A 16,264-nucleotide genomic window follows, 5' to 3' on the forward strand; every position below is an offset into this window, starting at 1 on the left:
GCTGTCTGACAGAAATCAGGCAGCCTTTGCCTTCTTGGCTTCGAGCTTGCGGCGGATATCCGGAGGCGTCGCTTCCCAGGCAAGGCTCTCGATCGCCGCCTCGAGCGGCATCGCGGACTGCTCCTGGCTGCCGAGGCGGCGGATATTGACAGTTCCTTCCTCGGCTTCCTTCCGCCCGCAGACGATGATGACGGGAACTTTCGTAACGGAATGCTCGCGGATCTTGTAGTTGATCTTCTCATTACGGAAGTCGGTCTCGACGTTGAGTCCCGCCTCGCGCAGCGCTTCGGCGACTTCTGCGCCATAACCGTCCGCTTCCGAGGTGATCGTCGCGACCACGACTTGCAGCGGCGAGACCCAAAGCGGCAGATGGCCGGCGAAGTTTTCGATCAGGATGCCGAGGAAGCGTTCCATCGAGCCGCAGATGGCGCGGTGGATCATCACCGGCTGCGTCTTCTCCGAATTGCTGTCGATATAGAAGGCCCCGAAGCGCTCCGGCAGGTTGAAGTCCACCTGCGTGGTGCCGCACTGCCATTCACGGCCGATCGCGTCCTTCAGCGTATATTCGAACTTCGGGCCGTAGAACGCGCCCTCGCCGGGCAGGATGCCGGTCTTGATGTCGTTCGACTGCTGCTGGATCGTGGTGAGCACGTCCATCATGACGCTCTCGGCGCGATCCCAGAGCTCATCCGAACCGACGCGCTTGTCCGGGCGCGTGGAGAGCTTGATGGTAATCTCGTCGAAGCCGAAGTCCTTGTAGACCGAGAGGATCAGGTCGTTGATCTTCAGGCACTCGGCGGCCATCTGCTCGTCGGTGCAGAAGATGTGCGCGTCGTCCTGCGTGAAGCCGCGCACCCGCATCAGGCCGTGGAGAGCGCCTGATGGCTCGTAACGATGGACCGTACCGAATTCTGCCAGGCGGATCGGCAGTTCGCGATAGGATTTCAGCCCGTGCTTGAAAATCTGCACGTGACCCGGGCAGTTCATCGGCTTCAGCGCGAAGACGCGGTTGTCGGCTTCCTTGTCATCCGGATGCGTCAGCGCATGCGCCGATTTCACCGCGAACATGTTCTCCTGGTACCAGCCCCAATGACCCGAGGTTTCCCAAAGGGACGTATCAAGAACCTGCGGCGCGTTGACCTCCTGATAGTCGGCAGCGAGGCGCCGCCGCATATAGGCGACCAGCGCCTGGAAGATACGCCAGCCCTTGCCGTGCCAAAAGACGACGCCTGGGCCCTCTTCCTGGAAGTGGAACAGGTCCATCTCGCGGCCGAGACGGCGATGGTCGCGCTTCTCGGCTTCGGCGAGCATGTGAAGATAGTTGTCGAGTTCGGACTGCTCGGCAAAGGCCGTGCCGTATATACGGGACAGCATCGGATTCTTGCTATCGCCGCGCCAGTAGGCGCCTGCCACCTTCAACAGCTTGAAAGCCGAACCGATCTGACCGGTCGATGCCATGTGCGGGCCGCGGCAAAGGTCAAACCAGTCGCCCTGATAATAGATCTTCAGATCCTGGCCTTCCGGGATCGCATCGACGAGTTCGACCTTGTACTGCTCGCCTTTGGCGGCAAACACTTCCTTCGCCTTCTGACGCGACCACACTTGCTTGGTGAAGGGCGCATTGCGGGCGATGATCTCCTTCATCTTCTTTTCGATCTTCGGCAGATCGTCCAGCGTGAAGGGTTCGTTCTTGGCGAAGTCGTAATAGAAGCCGTTCTCGATGACTGGGCCGATCGTCACCTGCGTACCGGGCCAGAGCTCCTGCACGGCTTCCGCCATGACATGCGCTGCGTCGTGCCGGATGAGTTCCAGGGCGCGCTCGTCGCCGCGGGTAATGATCTCGATTTTGCCCGCCGTCACGGGATCGGAAAGGTCGCGCACGGTGCCGTCGATCGCAATGGCGACAGCTTTCTTGGCAAGCGACTTGGAGATGGATTCGGCAACGTCGAGGCCGGTCGTTCCGGGCTCGAAGTTGCGTTGATTGCCATCGGGGAAGGTCAGGGAAACGCATTGGGACATATCGAAATTCTCCTTGTCCAGTCCCGCCAACGAATGCGGGTGGTTGCAATGAAGCGCTTCGTCGGCACGAATGCGCTGCCGCCTGATACCGAGATTTGGCGTGTGAGTAAAGGCAAGGCCTGCTCAGCCGATCATTTCGGCAAGGCCGCGCACCGTGTTCCAATTGCGCAGCGTGCCGACGCCCATACGCTTGGTCGTGAGCGCCGACAGCAGCTTCCATTCACTGGGTTTGCCGGCGAAATCGATCCAGAGATCGCCATTGGCAATCGCCAAGCGCTGGTTGGCTTCGACGTATTTCTGAAGCGTGGTTAAGGCGGACCGGTCGAGCGGCTTGCGCATCACGCGCACGATCACTTGGCTACCGTCGCCATCCGGAAACGGATTTGACTTCGCCAGTCTCAGCCAATCCGCGCCCCTGCGGACGATGATATCGACGGGCTTGCCGAATTTCGTTTTGAAGGCAGCTTCAATCTTCGCTTCGATGTCACCGAGGCGCGCACTGTCTGCTTCAAAGACGATATTGCCGGTCGAGACCAGCGTGCGCGGGTTGCCGTATCCGAGTGCCGCAGCCATATCGCGAAGATCGGACATCACGACCCGGCGACCGGGCGCGAGCACAATGCTGTGAAGGAGCGCGACGTAGAGAGTTTTACGTGGCATGGGTTTGCCGTCAGCCCGTTTTCCGTCCGAGCGCAAAATAGCGCCATGGCGTCCACCAATGGAAGCGCTGCTCCAGCCCTTCAGGCACGGGATCGAAACCACTCGTTCCGCCCGGCCCGCAGCGCCCGACGCGAAAGAGCGTCATCCATCCGCCGGCCCACAGGCCGTGGCGTGCGATCGCCTCGTAGCCATATTCCGAGCACGTCGGGATATGCCTGCATGAGTTGCCGATAAAGCCGGATAAGGTCAGTTGATAGAGCCGGATCAATCCCATGCCGAGCAACCGGTCAGGGGTCTTGCGGAAAGGGCCGGTATAGTTACGGGAGTATCCGGCCACCGACCCGGAACACCCCCCTCTGTCACTTCGTGACATTTCCGGGGAGATTAACCGGGACACCCTGCGTTTCGGCAGACCTTCGTCGTCGTCCTGCTGAAGAGAGCAAAATTCGCACATGGCTAACCTCCGCGTCTTGAGGAGGCGCCGGCAGTGCCGCACGATCCCGATCTTCCCCCTTGCGGGGCCGATGTCACGAAGTGACAGAGGCGGGTGTCACATAGCGGAACGCTCAATGTTTACGCCTCGGCCATTTCGGCTCGCTTTACCTCGATCTGCCCAACGGCATCGACGACAGCGTCGAAAGTCAGCATGGTGGACGCGTGGCGAGCCTTGTAATCCTTGACCGGGCGCAGGTAGCGCATGTCCTCGAAGCGGCCATCCGGACCTTCTCCGTCCGCTTTCAGCATGGCGAGCATGTCCTCGCGGGCCTTGCGGAGTTCGCCGGCCGTTGCGCCGATCACGTGCCGGGCCATGATCGAGGAGGATGCCTGGCCGAGCGCACAGGCTTTGACGTCATGGGCAAACGCGATGACGGTATCGCCGTCCATCTTCAGCCAGATCCGCACTTTGGAGCCGCAGAGTTTCGAGTGCGCCTGTGCGCTTGCATCGGCATCGGCCAAGCTGCCTGTCAGCGGAATATTGCCTGCAAATTCGAGGATTTTGCTGTTATAGATGTCGTCCATGATGAATTCCGCTCCAGATTGCCGCGGATCGGCTTATTCGGCGGTCATTGTATCATAAACAAAAAACACACCGTGTCGTGCTTAGCATACTTACATGAAGACGCCGTCTTCCTATATGTATGTCGTTCGAAGACCACGAAAATGCAATGGTCCTCGGGTAAGTTTGATTGGGAAACCGTGCCGGACGGGCTATAAGCTGCCCCGAAAGCCCCGGAGCCTGCCAAAGGTGCAACATTCCTGACAAGGGATACCAGTGGCGAGTCCGAAAGACGGTCCAAACGTTCGTGGACCAGGAGACTTGAGCAGTATGGACGCCATCGTAAAGAATTTTCCGCAGACCAGCCGTGACGCCGAACGCCCCAGCCAGAAGGAAGCCGAAGACGCAATTCGCGTTCTGCTTCGTTGGGCTGGTGACGATCCGTCGCGCGAAGGGCTGATCGATACTCCGACCCGTGTCGCCAAAGCCTATCGCGAACTTTTCGCCGGCTACGAAATGGACCCGGAAGACGTTCTGGGCCGCACCTTCGAAGAGGTCGCCGGCTACGATGATATGGTTCTCGTGAAGGATATTCCGTTCTATTCGCATTGCGAACATCACATGGTGCCGATTATCGGCAAGGCACATGTCGCCTATATGCCTGACGGCAAGGTACTTGGACTTTCCAAGATCGCCCGTGTTGTCGAGATCTATGGCCGCCGCCTCCAGACGCAGGAAACCATGACCGCACAGATCGCCAAGGCGATTGATGATACGCTGGCTCCGCGCGGCGTTGCTGTCATGCTCGAAGCCGAACACATGTGCATGGCGATGCGCGGCGTCCAGAAACAGGGTTCCACGACGCTGACGACGACCTTTACCGGAATCTTCAAGGCCGAGCCTGCCGAACAGGCGCGATTCATGACCATGGTGCGGAGCCGCTGATACGGCTCCCCATTAAGAGAGCCGAATGATGCCATTTGCATTCAATGCGCCATCCGACGATAAATCAGAACTGGAAGATGCAGGCGATTTCACGCCCCGCTTCGATGATCGCGGCCTGATCACCGCGATCGTCACCGACGTGCATGACGGCGAGATCCTGATGGTTGCGCACATGAACGCGCAGGCGCTGGCACTGACGATCCAGACGGGCAAGGCACATTACTTCAGCCGGTCGCGCGGCAAGCTCTGGATAAAGGGCGAAACCTCCGGCAACATCCAAACGGTGAAGGAAATCCGTACCGACTGCGATCAGGATGCAATCTGGCTTAAAGTAGAGGTCGCGGGCCACGACGCGACGTGCCATACTGGCCGTCGTTCCTGCTTCTACCGCACGGTGACGCTCCAGGACGGGAAACCAATGCTCGATATCGTGGATGACGAGCGGCATTTCGACCCGAAAGACGTCTACGGAAAATAGCGCGCGTGTCAGTTACCTGTTCGCTATTGAGACAGATAGCGCTGCTGTATACGATTTGGAAAGGGAACGGGGACACTATAACAAACTGAAATATTTATGCCTGGAGGAGGCTTACCATGCTGAACTGGAGTTTGCATCGTCAGAGCTCTGAAGCAGGCAGTTCAGGTTCCGGTGTCTCGACAGTTCCAGATATGACTGCTCCTCCGACGTCCACCCTTCCCCCTAAAAGAGCAAAGATTGCACTGGCGCTTGGCGGCGGTGCGGCGCGCGGGTGGGCGCATATCGGCGTGCTGCGCGCAATGGACGAGGCCGGCATCGAAGTCGGCATGATCGCCGGAACCTCGATCGGTGCGCTGGTCGGCGGCTGCTATCTTGCCGGCAAGCTGGAAGAGCTCGAGGCCTTCGCCCGTTCGCTGACGATGCGCCGCATTGCCAGCCTGCTTGATCTTACCATCGGCGGCAGCGGACTTTTCGGCGGCATGCGCCTGACGAAGCGCATGCAGGAGCATCTCGAAGGTCTGAACGTGGAGGACCTCGACCGTCCCTTTGTCGCCGTGGCTGCGGAGGTGAACACCGGCCACGAGGTCTGGATTTCCAGCGGCTCGCTGATTACGGCGCTGCGTGCATCCTATGCCCTACCCGGCATCTTCGAGCCGGTCCGCAGCAACAGCCGCACGCTGGTCGACGGCGCACTGGTCAATCCGGTGCCGGTTTCCGTTTGCCGCAGCTACGAACAGCAGCTCGTCGTGGCTGTCAATCTGAACTACGATCTCTTCGGCCGGTCCGCAGTCGTCAAGCACAATGCGACCTTGACGCTTCAGGAGATGCAGAAGCAGGAGGAAGCCCCCTATGCGCGTCTTGGAATGACCGGCGTGATGGTGCAAGCCTTCAACATCATCCAGGACAGGATTTCGCGCGCGCGCCTTGCCGGCGATCCGCCGGACATATCGCTGCATCCGCGGCTCAGCGACATCGGCCTGTCGGAATTCCACCGGGCTGGCGAAGCGATAGAGCGCGGATATGAGGAAGCCAGAGCGCGGCTTCCCGAACTCCGGCGGATGCAGGAAGCGTTCGCCACCCAGGCGTGATGGTGGGCGAACGCCTCAGCCCGCGATATAGGCCTTGATTTCTTCTGCCTCGCGCTCGACTTCTGCGATGCGCGTCTTCACGACGTCGCCGATTGAGACGATACCGACGAGCTTTCCATTGGTTTCAACAGGCAGATGGCGGAAGCGCCGGCTGGTCATCAGTTCCATCAACTCGTTGACGGTCGTGTCCTCGTGGCAGCGGAAGACCCTGGAGGTCATCAGCGAGACAACCGGCTGATCGAGGCAGTCCTTGCCGAACTTTGCAACGGCATTGACGAGATCGCGTTCGGTGAAGATCCCGGCAATGCGGCCTTCCACGCCGACAATGACAACGGCGCCGATCTTGCGGCTGCTGAGCACTTTCGCCGCTTCGCCGGCGGTCGTGTTCGCCCCGGCCGTGACGACGTTGCGGCCCTTCAGGTCGAGGATGGCTTTTACGGTGTTGGACATTCGAAACCTCCCATGTCGAAAGTGAAACACTTAACTGAACAGAGGCACCTGCGACGGGCTGTTCGTCCCAACGCGGATCAACCCGAATGGTGCACTCCAAACCTCAAGATTGCAATATATCCGGCTCTTCCGGAACCTCAGGCTCCGCAGGAATATTCCGGTCGAAGAGCGAGAAAAGGAAGAATCCGAAAACGAAACCACCGATATGTGCGTCCCAGGCGATCGGCTGGTTCGGGTCGCCGATCAGCGGAATGCCGACGGCGATCAGCCCGTTGCCAATCAGCCAGAAGAGCGTGAATACGACCACCGTGCCGCTGCGAAAGGACTCGGCGACCGACAGGCGCGGATTGAGATGGGCCGGACGCGTCACCTTCCGCTCCGGCGGAAACGCAAAACGGCAGGCCGCCCCCATGAGCCCGGAAACGACACCGGAAGCGCCGATGAGCAGGGTTGGATCGCCCCAGTTCAATCCGGCGTGAAGCGCTGCCGAGGCGACCGATGAAAGAATCCAGAAGATAACATAGCGCAAGCTTCCGATGCGGCGAACGACCGGCGCGCCGAAAGCCATCAGCCACAGCCCATTGAAGAGGATATGCTCCACGCTGCCGTGCAGCAGAGAATAGGTCACCGGCGACCAGAGCCACTGCAGCCCCTGTTCCGAGAACGGGATCACATAGCGTACCGGAATGAAGCCGAAAGTGATGAAAAGCCAGTCGACTGCGTTTGCGGAGAGGATGAACGACTGGACCGCATAGATCGCGCCGAGCAAACAGAGTGTTGCCAGCAGGATGCCGGGCAGATTGAAAACCGGCGTCCGGTTCTTTTCAATCGGGATTTCCTCAACCGTTTCCGGCTCCGTCCTGTGATCGTCCATATGCGTCCTCGCCGGATTGAGGTCTCAGCCTTACAGGAGCGAAGATCAAAAAAAAAGCCGCCCGGTTGAACCGGACGGCTTGCCGAGCGCGCCCCGAAAATGACCCCGCGCCCGATCAGTGAAGTGCTGAACTTCGTTTCCGAAGCGATACCCAACAGTTGCACGGCTTGTGACCGGTCGCAATCTAAACCGTTCCTTAACCTTAACTGCCCGCAGTTGGCATGAAATCCGCTTGGTAAGCATCAGAAGAGCCGTTCGGGCTTGAACTTGAACCGAAATGAAACAGGTTGGTGTGCCGTGCGTCATCAAACGATCATCGATGTTTACGATTACTGGAACCGCCTGCGTGGTGCCGGCGAAGCACCGTTGAAATCGCAGATCGAACCGTCGAGCCTTGGCCACCTTCTGCCGAGCCTCTTCATCCTTGAAAAGAACGACGAGCTGGGCGCCGTCACCTTCCGGCTTGCCGGCACCAGAATCTGCGATCTCTTCGGGCGGGATCTGCGCGACGAGAGCTTTGCCGAGCTCTTCGGCGACGGCCATGCCGATGACATTGAGGCAACGCTTCTGGGTGCGATGCATCACGTCATCCCGACGCTGCTCAACGCGACCGGCTACAGCACGGCGGGGCATCAGGCCACCTTCGAGATCATCGTCATGCCGCTGCGTTGCGAACACGGCTGCCGCGCGCGGCTGCTCGGCGCCATTGCGGCGTCCGTCGCGGCAAGCTGGCTGGAAATCGTGCCGCTCGATTTTCTGGCGCTCGACCGCAGCCGCCTGCTTCGCGACAAGCCCGGGCAGAACGGCGGTGGGAGCAGCTGGCCATACACAGCTGCCGCCGAACCTCCGCATGGTTTTAGTGTGGTCCTCGGCCGCATGATGTCTTCATTGTTTTCCGGGGCGGCACCGCGCTGACCGTCTCATTCCGGCACACCCCTATCCTATGCTGCAAGGTGTAGTCGCTCCGTTCAGGACAACCTTCTGTTAAGGGATTGCGGGTAATGATTGTCGTATAACATTCTATGAAGAAGCGCTTTCATGCACTCATTCCAGCAAGCCCAGACGCCACGGACAACAGTGCCGCGCCCTGAGCAGGGTGTCTTCCAGCGCGTGCCCATCAATATGCAGGGCCGCCTCATGCTTGCGAACTACGAGGAATACGAATGCACGGTGATCGATATGTCGCCCGGCGACATGTATGTCACCTGCGCCGGCCGGCCGCGCGCCAATGAGCGCGTCGTCGCCTACATCGATCATCTCGGCCGGGTCGAAGGCAACGTTCTGACCGTCGACGTGCGTGGCTTCACGATGTCGATCAACGCCACCGAGCGCAAGCGGGAGAAGCTTGCCGCACAGCTCACCTGGCTTGCCAACAAGCATGAGCTCGGCCTGCCGGAAGACCGGCGTCATGATCGCCTGACCCCGCGCGAAACGAAGACAGAGCTAACCCTTGAGGACGGCACACGCTACACCTGCCGCATCATGGACTTGTCGTTGTCGGGTGCTGCAGTTGACGTGGAGGTGCGCCCCGCTCTCGGCACGCCGGTCCGCCTCGGCAACATGCGCGGCCGCGTCGTGCGTCATTTCAGCGAGGGCGTCGCGCTAGAGTTCCTCTCGCTCCAGTCCCGCGAGACGTTGCGCGAATTCCTCTAAGCGGCTGCTGTCATTTCAATGTCATGGATATGACCGATGAAGGCCGTTCGAACAGGCGACCCTTCATGTCTTCGCTTTATCCCAAAATCGAACCCTATGACACAGGTTTCCTGGAGACCGGAGACGGTAACCGGATCTACTGGGAATGCTGCGGCAACCCCGTCGGCCAGGCTGCGCTCGTTCTCCACGGCGGTCCCGGCTCGGGATGTTCTGCAGCCGCGCGACGCTATTTCGACCCTTCAGCCTATCGCATCGTGCTCTTCGACCAGCGAAATTGCGGCCGCAGCCTGCCGAGTGCGGCCGAGTTCGATACGGATCTTGCGGCAAACACGACGTGGCATTTGGTTGACGACATAGAGCGGCTTCGGCTTCACCTCGATGTCGAGACCTGGGTGATATTCGCGAACTCCTGGGGCTCGACGCTGGCGCTCGCCTATGCCGAGAGCCATCCCGATCGCGCGCGAGCCTTGGCGATCGCTGGAGTGACGACGACCCGCCATGCCGAAATAGATTGGCTCTGCCGCAGCATGGCACGCTTCTTTCCCGAGGAATGGCGGCGGCTGCGCGAGGCGATACCGCCAAACCTCCGCCATCTCGATACGCTTTCGGCCTTTTACCAGTTGCTGAATGCGCCTGATCAGGAAGTCCGCATGAAGGCGGCACGCGATTGGCACGACTGGGAGTCTGCACCGATTCTTCTCGCCGATCCGGATGGTTTGCCCCACCGCTGGCGCGATCCGGACTATCTGCTGGTTCGAGCGCGGATCGTCACGCACTACTTCCACAACGGCGCATGGCTTGAGGACGGCGTCCTGCTTCGCAACGCGGGACGGCTTTCGGGAATACCCGGCATCTTGGTACAGGGCCGCTTCGACCTTGAAGCGCCGTTGACGACCGCCTGGGAACTGGCCGAAGCGTGGCCCGGCAGCCGCCTTGTCGTGGTTGAAAACGCTGCGCACTCGACGTCGAACATGGCAATCTCCTCCGCCATTATCGCCGCAACCGACGAATTTCGCGAAATTTCCCAAAAATAATTTTTTGAGGCATCGCTGCGAAGAACGAGCCGCAACCGCGGTTTGGAGCAACCCTGTTCAGAATTTCCGCGTCTTCTCCATGCCGCGCGAGCTGTCTCCGTCCCGGGCAGCGCGCTGCAGTATTTAGCCGCATTGGTCGCTGTCGTTAACTTTTTTACGGAACGGCAGCACCCGCGGCGCCTTCAAGCTTGCGTCGAAACATAAAATTTTACTCGAATTTGCATCGAAACTGCGACGAGTTTTACGCGTATTCGATTTTGTTTTTAATCAGGTTTTACGCGCTTTTGAATCAACTAAGCTGTTAATTTTACTGCGTAATTTTGCGCTGGGTAAAAACGTCCGTGTCATTGTCATCCTCACAAAACGGGGACGACAAAGACAATGTTCAATGCACTCAAAGGCGCCTTTCTGGCCGGTATCCTGATGATGGCAATGACGGGCTCGGGCCAAGCGACGCCTGCCAATATGACGCTTGCAGGCAACACAAGCCCCCCGATCGGCCACTATGAATTTTGCAAGGTAAACGAGAGCGAATGCGCCTATGACGGTGGCGACGCCGGCCCCGCGATCCTGACCCAGGAGCGTTGGAAGGCCATTCTCAAGATCAACTACGAGGTCAACTCGCAGATCCAGCCTATGACCGACAAGGAAATCTACGGCGTCGAGGAGCGCTGGGCCTACCCACGCAGCGTCGGCGATTGCGAGGATTTCGTGCTGCTGAAGCGCAAGATGCTGATAGACGCCGGCATCTCGCCATCCGATGCGCTGATAACGGTTGTCATGCAGCCGAACGGCGAAGGCCATGCCGTGCTGACAGTCCGCACCGACCATGGCGACTTCATCCTCGACAACATGCGCAACAAGGTGATGCTCTGGGCGGACACCGAATATACCTTCCTGAAGCGCCAGTCCGCCGATGATCCGGCACGCTGGATGAAGCTGCAGGACGGCCGTGCCGTCGCGGTTGGTAGCGTACGCTAAGCCAAATTGCCCGCCCGAAATACCGGCGGGTCCTACTCGGCCCGGTCAGTCCCCTACATCCCCGTCCCGACCGGCGCCCTGGAGCCGTTCCCGCTGTCCCGGGAGCGGCTCGCCCCTTTCTGAGGGACGCTCGGCAATCAGGGTTAATCTTTCTTTAACTGCATCCGTCCGATGATGCCGCCAGATTCATCCAGGCACCGGCGACTCCAGTCTCGTTCGCGGCGGTCAGACACTGAAGATCCGCCATGAGCCACCTCGCCCACAGCACCGGGACATCCGACGCGTCGCCCCTCTTGTCGAACGGCTTCATCTTCCGTCTGGCCGCAGTTGTCGCAATTCTTGCAATGCTGACGCTGGGTATCAGCATCGGCGGCCGCTGGATTGGCCGGCACATTACGCTGGCGGGCAATACCGACAATACCGCCATCGTCACGATCACCATCGGCCGCGACACGCTCAATCTGCCCGAAAACGTGATCCGCTTCCCGAGCCAGAGGCATAGCGAGGCCGCCGAACGCGCCGACGTCTATCTCACCTGGCCGGAATTGCAGGGCTACACGAAGGAACACCGCGAGCGATTCGACGACGTCTCGCAATCCGCCAATCTTATCTTTCTGCAGATCACCCAAAGCACGATGTCGCGCGACATGTCCGGCCGCGTCGAGCTCATCTATACGCATGTGATGGAAGGCGCCGCCGTGCCCTATGGCAACGGACTGACGCTTCGCAATCTGAAAGCCGAGGCAGGCTATGGCGGCGAGGTTCTGCTGACGGCACCGCGCGCCAATGAGGCCACATATGCCGTTCGCTGTATCCTGCCCTCCCCGGCGGTTAGCCCAACAAGCGGGGACTGCCAGCGCGACATCAAGGTCGGCAAAGACCTTAGCGTCCTCTACCGCTTCTCAAGCCGCCATTTGCAGGACTGGGACCATATTGATGCCGCTATTCGCAGATTTGTGGAGGCCCGTCTTGTGACCCGTTCCGCAACACCCCGCTAAAATGCATCTGTACGGCGAAGCAAACGATTAATCATAAACGGATTGGTAACCCCGCTCGGTTAGATTCAAAAGACAATGGCCGAGACAACGAGGACACGTGTGTAGGCCGATATTTGAAATGCAAGCGAAGAGTGAAATAGTGTCAAGGTCAATATCCTTCGTATCATCGCCACGATCCGGCAATTTCCTGGTGAAGATGTTAGCGGCGATCGCGATCGCAACAACGGCTTTCCTCGTTGAGTCGGCCACGGCCGAAGCAGAAGCGGCAAATTCGAAATATGCGGGCATTGTCGTCGATGCGAAGTCCGGCAACGTTCTCTACAGCGAGAATGCCGATCGCCTGCAATATCCGGCGTCTCTGACGAAGATGATGACGCTCTATATGGTCTTCGAGGCGCTTGAGCAGGGCCGCATCCGTCTCGACACGCGTGTTCCCTTCTCGGCTTACGCTTCATCTCAGGCCCCGACCAAGCTCGGCGTCAAGGCCGGCGGTTCGATCAGCGTCGAACAGGGCATCCTTGGCCTTGTGACACTCTCCGCCAATGACGCGGCAACCGCGCTTGGCGAATTGCTTGCCGGCAGCGAAAGCCGGTTCGCGCAGGCGATGACCGTCAAGGCGCACGCGCTCGGCATGACCCGTACTACCTATCGCAATGCCAACGGCCTGCCGAACACGGCACAGATGACCACGGCACGCGATCAGGCCCGCCTCGGTATCGCACTTCGCCAGCATTTTCCGCAGTATTACAGCTATTTCTCCACGCGCAGCTTCAAGTTCGGCAAACGCGTCATCCGCAGCCACAACCGCCTTGTCGGTTCGGTGCGCGGCGTCGATGGCATCAAGACCGGCTATACCCGGGCTGCCGGTTTCAATCTTGTGAGCTCAGTGCAGGCCGACGGCAAGTCGATCGTCGGTGTCGTCATGGGTGGCGCCTCCACGCCTGCTCGCGATGGACAGATGCGTAAGCTGATTGCGACCTATCTTCCGAAGGCTTCCACGCGCGGCGGCTCCAACCTGATTGCGCAGACGGCACCCGCGCCGGTCCCGTCACCTGTTGCTTCTGCAGCTGATATTCCTGTCGCGGCCGCCGATGTCGACCTGCCGCGCAAGGGCCCAACGCCGGATGCGCGCTATGAGGTAGCGTCCGCTGCCGTCGCCTATACCGACGCTCCTGCTGCGAAATCCGAAAACCCGCTCGTTGCCGAACAGAAGACCGAGATTCCGGCTCCGACCAAGGTGAAGATTAAGAGCTTCAAGCAAGCCTCCGTTGCTGTCCCCTCTCCGGCGCCTGCCTACATGCCGCCGGAAGAGCCCGCCGCCAATCCGGTCGATGCTCTCACGACCGCTTCGGTCGGTCCCGCCGCCGCTGCCGCGAAGCCGGCGCCGGTTGCCGACCAGGGGCCTAGCGGCTGGGTCGTTCAGATCGGCGTGTCGTCAAGCCGCGAAATGGCGATGGATCTGCTGGAAAATGCAAAGAGCAAGGGCGGCAAAGCCTTGAGCTCGGCAAAGCCCTTCGCAGTCGCCTATGCAAACGGGGGCGATCAGGTCTATCGCGCCCGCTTCGGCGGCTTCGACGACCAGCGCGAAGCGGTAAATGCCTGCAAGGCGCTGAAGCGCGCAGGCGTCAAGTGCTGGGCTGCAGCCCAATGAGAGATACGGTGCCGCCAGCATCCCTGACGGCGCCGTTCACGGCCGGAATCAGTGTTTGCGGCGCCGGCTACAGTTCATAACCTCGATTTGTAATGCGTACGGGGATCATTATGGCAACCAATGGAAATGTAACGGGTTTTCCGCCCCGCAGTCCAGGCAAGCCGGCACGGTTCGGCCTTCATCCGCTGCACGAGGCAGCACTGCGGCTTGCTGAGATCGGCCTGCACCGGCCGAGAGCCAAATCGGCGAAAACCAAGGATCTGATCAATCTGTTGCTCTGCCACGGCGCGCGCGCCTGGCGCTACTCGCAGCCGGAAGCCAGCATCCATTTGCACGTCACCTGCCCGGACGGCAAATCGCCGGTCATGCTGCGGCTGCGCTGAGGTTAGAGCAATCCAAGCTCCGACAGCTCCCGGCGCAAATCCGCGGGCATCTCGGCAACACCCTCTCCGAGCGTCGTGATATCCCGCGGCACGTCTTCTTCCGGATAATAGCGCCAGCCCTGGAAGGCGCGCTTCGGCTGCACGGCAGTTTCGATCACTTCCGGCCCAAGAACCAGGTGGCACCGGCCGATCCCTTCGCTGTCCGTGAAGGTCTGGATGTCCAAGAGCTTCTGGCGCGCTTGCACCTGCCCCTTGATGACCCAATAGAGCGAACCGCCGTCAAGCAGTTCATCCACGCGTTTCGGAACCATGCGCGTCGTGTGAACGGAATGTGGCTCGAGGCCAGCCGCAATTGCCCGCAGCGAACGCTCGGCCACCCATTCGCGCAAATCGTCGATCGAGTCGGCGCCGACGCATAATTTGATCAGATGCAATGCCATGCCGTCGTTGAAATCCTTTTGGCCGGCAGCGTCAAGCGACTAACGGTCGCAAGTCCACAGGCTCAGCATTCGACGACGTTGACAGCGAGACCCCCGGTCGAAGTTTCCTTGTATTTCTCGTTCATGTCGTGGCCCGTCTGGCGCATCGTCTCGATGCAGGCGTCGAGCGGCACGAAATGCTGGCCGTCGCCTTTGACAGCAAGCGAGGCGGCGGTAACGGCCTTGACGGCACCAAGCGCGTTGCGTTCGATGCACGGCACCTGGACGAGACCGGCCACCGGGTCGCAGGTCATGCCGAGATGGTGCTCCAGCGCGATTTCGGCCGCATTCTCGATCTGGGCGGGCGTGCCCCCCATCACCGCCGCAAGTCCCGCAGCCGCCATCGCGGCCGCAGAACCGACCTCGCCCTGACAGCCCACTTCGGCGCCGGAAATCGAGGCATTGTGCTTGATAATGCCGCCGACGGCAGCCGCAGTCAGGAGATAGTCGCGGATGCCGTTCTGATCCCAATCCTCGTGGAAATGCTCGTAATAGCGGATCGTAGCGGGAATAACCCCCGCTGCACCGTTCGTGGGCGCGGTCACCACGCGGCCGCCGGCCGCATTCTCCTCGTTGACGGCCATGGCATAGACGCTTAGCCAGTCGTTGGCGAGCAGCGGATTGATGCGGTTGCTCCTCCACTCCTCCTGCAGCTTGTCATGGATCTTCCTCGCACGGCGTCGGACATTCAAACCGCCCGGCATGACGCCGTCGACCTTGAGGCCGCGCTCAATACAGGAGCGCATGGCTTCCCAGATACGGTCGAGACCTTCGTCGAGCTCCTCACGGCTGCGCTGGCTCTCCTCATTGGCGCGCTTCATCTGCGCGATGCTGAGGCCGGAGCGCTCCGCCATTTCCAGCATCTGCTTGGCGGTGGCGAAGGGATAGGGAACCTTGGTCGCACCCGCGACGGCTTTCTTCTTGGCGCGCATCTGCTCGAGCTCGGTATCGGTGACAACGAAACCGCCGCCGACGGAATAGTAGACGCGTTTCAGGAGCAGGCGTTCGTCCCTGTCATAGGCGCAGAAGGACATGCCGTTTGCGTGGCCCGGCAAGGGCTGCTTCTTGTCGAAGACCAGATCGTTCTTCGGCATGAAAAAATAGGCCGGGTGGCCGGGCGGCGTGATGCGGCCGGAGCGCTCTACCTGGTCGATGATGCCGTCCATCTTGTCCGGATCGACGCTGTCGGGCTTCTCGCCCATCAGGCCGAGAATGACCGCCCTGCCCGTCCCGTGCCCGATACCGGTATACGCAAGCGAGCCGTGCAGGCTGACCTTGATCGCGGCAACCTGCGCGCCAGAGGACGGACGTGGCCATTCGCTCGAAAGGATCAGGTCGAGGAAGCGGTTGGCAGCCGACATCGGCCCCATCGTATGCGAGCTCGACGGGCCGATACCGATCTTGAAAACGTCGAATACCGAAAGGAACATGCCTACTTCCTGTGAAAATCTTCCGCCAGACTATCCAAAAGGCTATTCCGGCACTCGCGACGAACCGACATCGCGTTTAATTGGCGCGACACTAAAACGAAGGGCGCGTCTTGCCAATCATTGCAGCATGCAATTGCATCTGTA

General features: G+C 60.1%; 18 protein-coding genes. 10 read left to right on the plus strand and 8 right to left on the minus strand.

Annotation, left to right across the window (positions count from 1 at the left end; all coding sequences use genetic code 11):
* Positions 1–15 precede the first annotated feature (15 nt).
* The 4 genes from thrS to A3C3_RS0116405 all read right to left on the minus strand — a co-directional run bounded on the left by thrS (position 16) and on the right by A3C3_RS0116405 (position 3,699).
* Entirely contained in the window at positions 16–2,019 is a 2,004-nt protein-coding gene (gene thrS, locus A3C3_RS0116390; RefSeq protein WP_022715669.1) for a threonine--tRNA ligase, read from the minus strand.
* 123 nt (positions 2,020–2,142) lie between these two features.
* Complete coding sequence (locus A3C3_RS0116395; RefSeq protein ID WP_022715670.1) at positions 2,143–2,679, minus strand: DUF1697 domain-containing protein; 537 nt, start codon at positions 2,677–2,679, stop codon at positions 2,143–2,145.
* Between the two features lie 10 nt (positions 2,680–2,689).
* Complete coding sequence (gene yidD / locus A3C3_RS0116400) at positions 2,690–3,133, minus strand: membrane protein insertion efficiency factor YidD (RefSeq protein ID WP_022715671.1); 444 nt, start codon at positions 3,131–3,133, stop codon at positions 2,690–2,692.
* Between the two features lie 119 nt (positions 3,134–3,252).
* The gene (locus A3C3_RS0116405; protein WP_022715672.1) at positions 3,253–3,699 is read right to left on the minus strand and encodes an iron-sulfur cluster assembly scaffold protein; all 447 of its coding nucleotides are present in this window, start codon (positions 3,697–3,699) and stop codon (positions 3,253–3,255) included.
* A 307-nt stretch (positions 3,700–4,006) separates the two neighbouring features.
* Between A3C3_RS0116405 and folE the strand changes: the two genes are divergently transcribed.
* The 3 genes from folE to A3C3_RS0116420 all read left to right on the plus strand — a co-directional run bounded on the left by folE (position 4,007) and on the right by A3C3_RS0116420 (position 6,187).
* Positions 4,007–4,621, plus strand: coding sequence for a GTP cyclohydrolase I FolE (gene folE / locus A3C3_RS0116410; protein ID WP_022715673.1), 615 nt, complete (start codon positions 4,007–4,009; stop codon positions 4,619–4,621).
* Between the two features lie 25 nt (positions 4,622–4,646).
* Positions 4,647–5,099 carry a phosphoribosyl-AMP cyclohydrolase gene (hisI, locus tag A3C3_RS0116415; RefSeq protein WP_022715674.1) on the plus strand — a complete coding sequence of 151 codons (453 nt, stop codon included), beginning with the start codon at positions 4,647–4,649 and terminating at the stop codon, positions 5,097–5,099.
* Positions 5,100–5,215: 116 nt separating this feature from the next.
* Positions 5,216–6,187, plus strand: a complete 972-nt coding sequence (locus A3C3_RS0116420; protein ID WP_022715675.1) for a patatin-like phospholipase family protein — start codon at positions 5,216–5,218, stop codon at positions 6,185–6,187.
* 15 nt (positions 6,188–6,202) lie between these two features.
* Here the strand turns inward: A3C3_RS0116420 and A3C3_RS0116425 are convergent, their stop codons facing one another.
* Positions 6,203–6,637 carry a CBS domain-containing protein gene (locus A3C3_RS0116425; protein WP_022715676.1) on the minus strand — a complete coding sequence of 145 codons (435 nt, stop codon included), beginning with the start codon at positions 6,635–6,637 and terminating at the stop codon, positions 6,203–6,205.
* Positions 6,638–6,740: 103 nt separating this feature from the next.
* On the minus strand, positions 6,741–7,511 hold the full coding sequence (locus tag A3C3_RS0116430) for a rhomboid family intramembrane serine protease (RefSeq protein WP_022715677.1): 771 nt from the start codon (positions 7,509–7,511) through the stop codon (positions 6,741–6,743).
* 297 nt (positions 7,512–7,808) lie between these two features.
* Here A3C3_RS0116430 and A3C3_RS0116435 point away from each other — a divergent pair, with 297 nt between their 5' ends.
* The 7 genes from A3C3_RS0116435 (at position 7,809) to A3C3_RS0116465 (ending at position 14,211) form a co-directional block, all read left to right on the plus strand.
* On the plus strand, positions 7,809–8,426 hold the full coding sequence (locus A3C3_RS0116435; protein WP_028739701.1) for a PAS domain-containing protein: 618 nt from the start codon (positions 7,809–7,811) through the stop codon (positions 8,424–8,426).
* 123 nt (positions 8,427–8,549) lie between these two features.
* Entirely contained in the window at positions 8,550–9,164 is a 615-nt protein-coding gene (locus tag A3C3_RS0116440) for a PilZ domain-containing protein (protein WP_022715679.1), read from the plus strand.
* A gap of 65 nt (positions 9,165–9,229) precedes the next feature.
* A complete protein-coding gene (gene pip, locus A3C3_RS0116445) occupies positions 9,230–10,198 on the plus strand; it encodes a prolyl aminopeptidase (protein ID WP_028739702.1) in 969 nt (322 codons plus the stop codon).
* 381 nt (positions 10,199–10,579) lie between these two features.
* Positions 10,580–11,179 carry a transglutaminase-like cysteine peptidase gene (locus tag A3C3_RS0116450; RefSeq protein WP_022715681.1) on the plus strand — a complete coding sequence of 200 codons (600 nt, stop codon included), beginning with the start codon at positions 10,580–10,582 and terminating at the stop codon, positions 11,177–11,179.
* A gap of 245 nt (positions 11,180–11,424) precedes the next feature.
* Positions 11,425–12,177 (plus strand): hypothetical protein, encoded by a 753-nt coding sequence (locus A3C3_RS0116455; protein WP_022715682.1) that lies wholly within the window; start codon positions 11,425–11,427, stop codon positions 12,175–12,177.
* 118 nt (positions 12,178–12,295) lie between these two features.
* Positions 12,296–13,828: a D-alanyl-D-alanine carboxypeptidase gene (locus tag A3C3_RS0116460; protein ID WP_028739703.1), complete on the plus strand. Its 1,533-nt coding sequence runs from the start codon at positions 12,296–12,298 to the stop codon at positions 13,826–13,828.
* A gap of 110 nt (positions 13,829–13,938) precedes the next feature.
* On the plus strand, positions 13,939–14,211 hold the full coding sequence (locus tag A3C3_RS0116465; protein WP_022715684.1) for a hypothetical protein: 273 nt from the start codon (positions 13,939–13,941) through the stop codon (positions 14,209–14,211).
* Positions 14,212–14,213: 2 nt separating this feature from the next.
* Here the strand turns inward: A3C3_RS0116465 and A3C3_RS0116470 are convergent, their stop codons facing one another.
* Together A3C3_RS0116470 and A3C3_RS0116475 are read right to left on the minus strand one after the other, a co-directional pair.
* The gene (locus tag A3C3_RS0116470; RefSeq protein ID WP_022715685.1) at positions 14,214–14,651 is read right to left on the minus strand and encodes a DUF1489 family protein; all 438 of its coding nucleotides are present in this window, start codon (positions 14,649–14,651) and stop codon (positions 14,214–14,216) included.
* A gap of 62 nt (positions 14,652–14,713) precedes the next feature.
* On the minus strand, positions 14,714–16,120 hold the full coding sequence (locus A3C3_RS0116475; RefSeq protein ID WP_022715686.1) for an L-serine ammonia-lyase: 1,407 nt from the start codon (positions 16,118–16,120) through the stop codon (positions 14,714–14,716).
* Positions 16,121–16,264: the final 144 nt, after the last annotated feature.

It is taken from the genome of Rhizobium mongolense USDA 1844 (assembly GCF_000419765.1).
GTDB lineage: Bacteria > Pseudomonadota > Alphaproteobacteria > Rhizobiales > Rhizobiaceae > Rhizobium > Rhizobium mongolense.

Excerpts from the sequence above, each read along its gene's own strand:
- thrS (WP_022715669.1), bottom strand. The coding sequence starts at position 2,019 with ATGTCCCAATGCGTTTCCCTGACCTTCCCCGATGGCAATCAACGCAAC.
- A3C3_RS0116395 (WP_022715670.1), bottom strand. The coding sequence starts at position 2,679 with ATGCCACGTAAAACTCTCTACGTCGCGCTCCTTCACAGCATTGTGCTC.
- yidD (WP_022715671.1), bottom strand. The coding sequence starts at position 3,133 with ATGTGCGAATTTTGCTCTCTTCAGCAGGACGACGACGAAGGTCTGCCG.
- A3C3_RS0116405 (WP_022715672.1), bottom strand. The coding sequence starts at position 3,699 with ATGGACGACATCTATAACAGCAAAATCCTCGAATTTGCAGGCAATATT.
- folE (WP_022715673.1), top strand. The coding sequence starts at position 4,007 with ATGGACGCCATCGTAAAGAATTTTCCGCAGACCAGCCGTGACGCCGAA.
- hisI (WP_022715674.1), top strand. The coding sequence starts at position 4,647 with ATGATGCCATTTGCATTCAATGCGCCATCCGACGATAAATCAGAACTG.
- A3C3_RS0116420 (WP_022715675.1), top strand. The coding sequence starts at position 5,216 with ATGCTGAACTGGAGTTTGCATCGTCAGAGCTCTGAAGCAGGCAGTTCA.
- A3C3_RS0116425 (WP_022715676.1), bottom strand. The coding sequence starts at position 6,637 with ATGTCCAACACCGTAAAAGCCATCCTCGACCTGAAGGGCCGCAACGTC.
- A3C3_RS0116430 (WP_022715677.1), bottom strand. The coding sequence starts at position 7,511 with ATGGACGATCACAGGACGGAGCCGGAAACGGTTGAGGAAATCCCGATT.
- A3C3_RS0116440 (WP_022715679.1), top strand. The coding sequence starts at position 8,550 with ATGCACTCATTCCAGCAAGCCCAGACGCCACGGACAACAGTGCCGCGC.
- pip (WP_028739702.1), top strand. The coding sequence starts at position 9,230 with ATGTCTTCGCTTTATCCCAAAATCGAACCCTATGACACAGGTTTCCTG.
- A3C3_RS0116450 (WP_022715681.1), top strand. The coding sequence starts at position 10,580 with ATGTTCAATGCACTCAAAGGCGCCTTTCTGGCCGGTATCCTGATGATG.
- A3C3_RS0116455 (WP_022715682.1), top strand. The coding sequence starts at position 11,425 with ATGAGCCACCTCGCCCACAGCACCGGGACATCCGACGCGTCGCCCCTC.
- A3C3_RS0116460 (WP_028739703.1), top strand. The coding sequence starts at position 12,296 with ATGCAAGCGAAGAGTGAAATAGTGTCAAGGTCAATATCCTTCGTATCA.
- A3C3_RS0116465 (WP_022715684.1), top strand. The coding sequence starts at position 13,939 with ATGGCAACCAATGGAAATGTAACGGGTTTTCCGCCCCGCAGTCCAGGC.
- A3C3_RS0116470 (WP_022715685.1), bottom strand. The coding sequence starts at position 14,651 with ATGGCATTGCATCTGATCAAATTATGCGTCGGCGCCGACTCGATCGAC.
- A3C3_RS0116475 (WP_022715686.1), bottom strand. The coding sequence starts at position 16,120 with ATGTTCCTTTCGGTATTCGACGTTTTCAAGATCGGTATCGGCCCGTCG.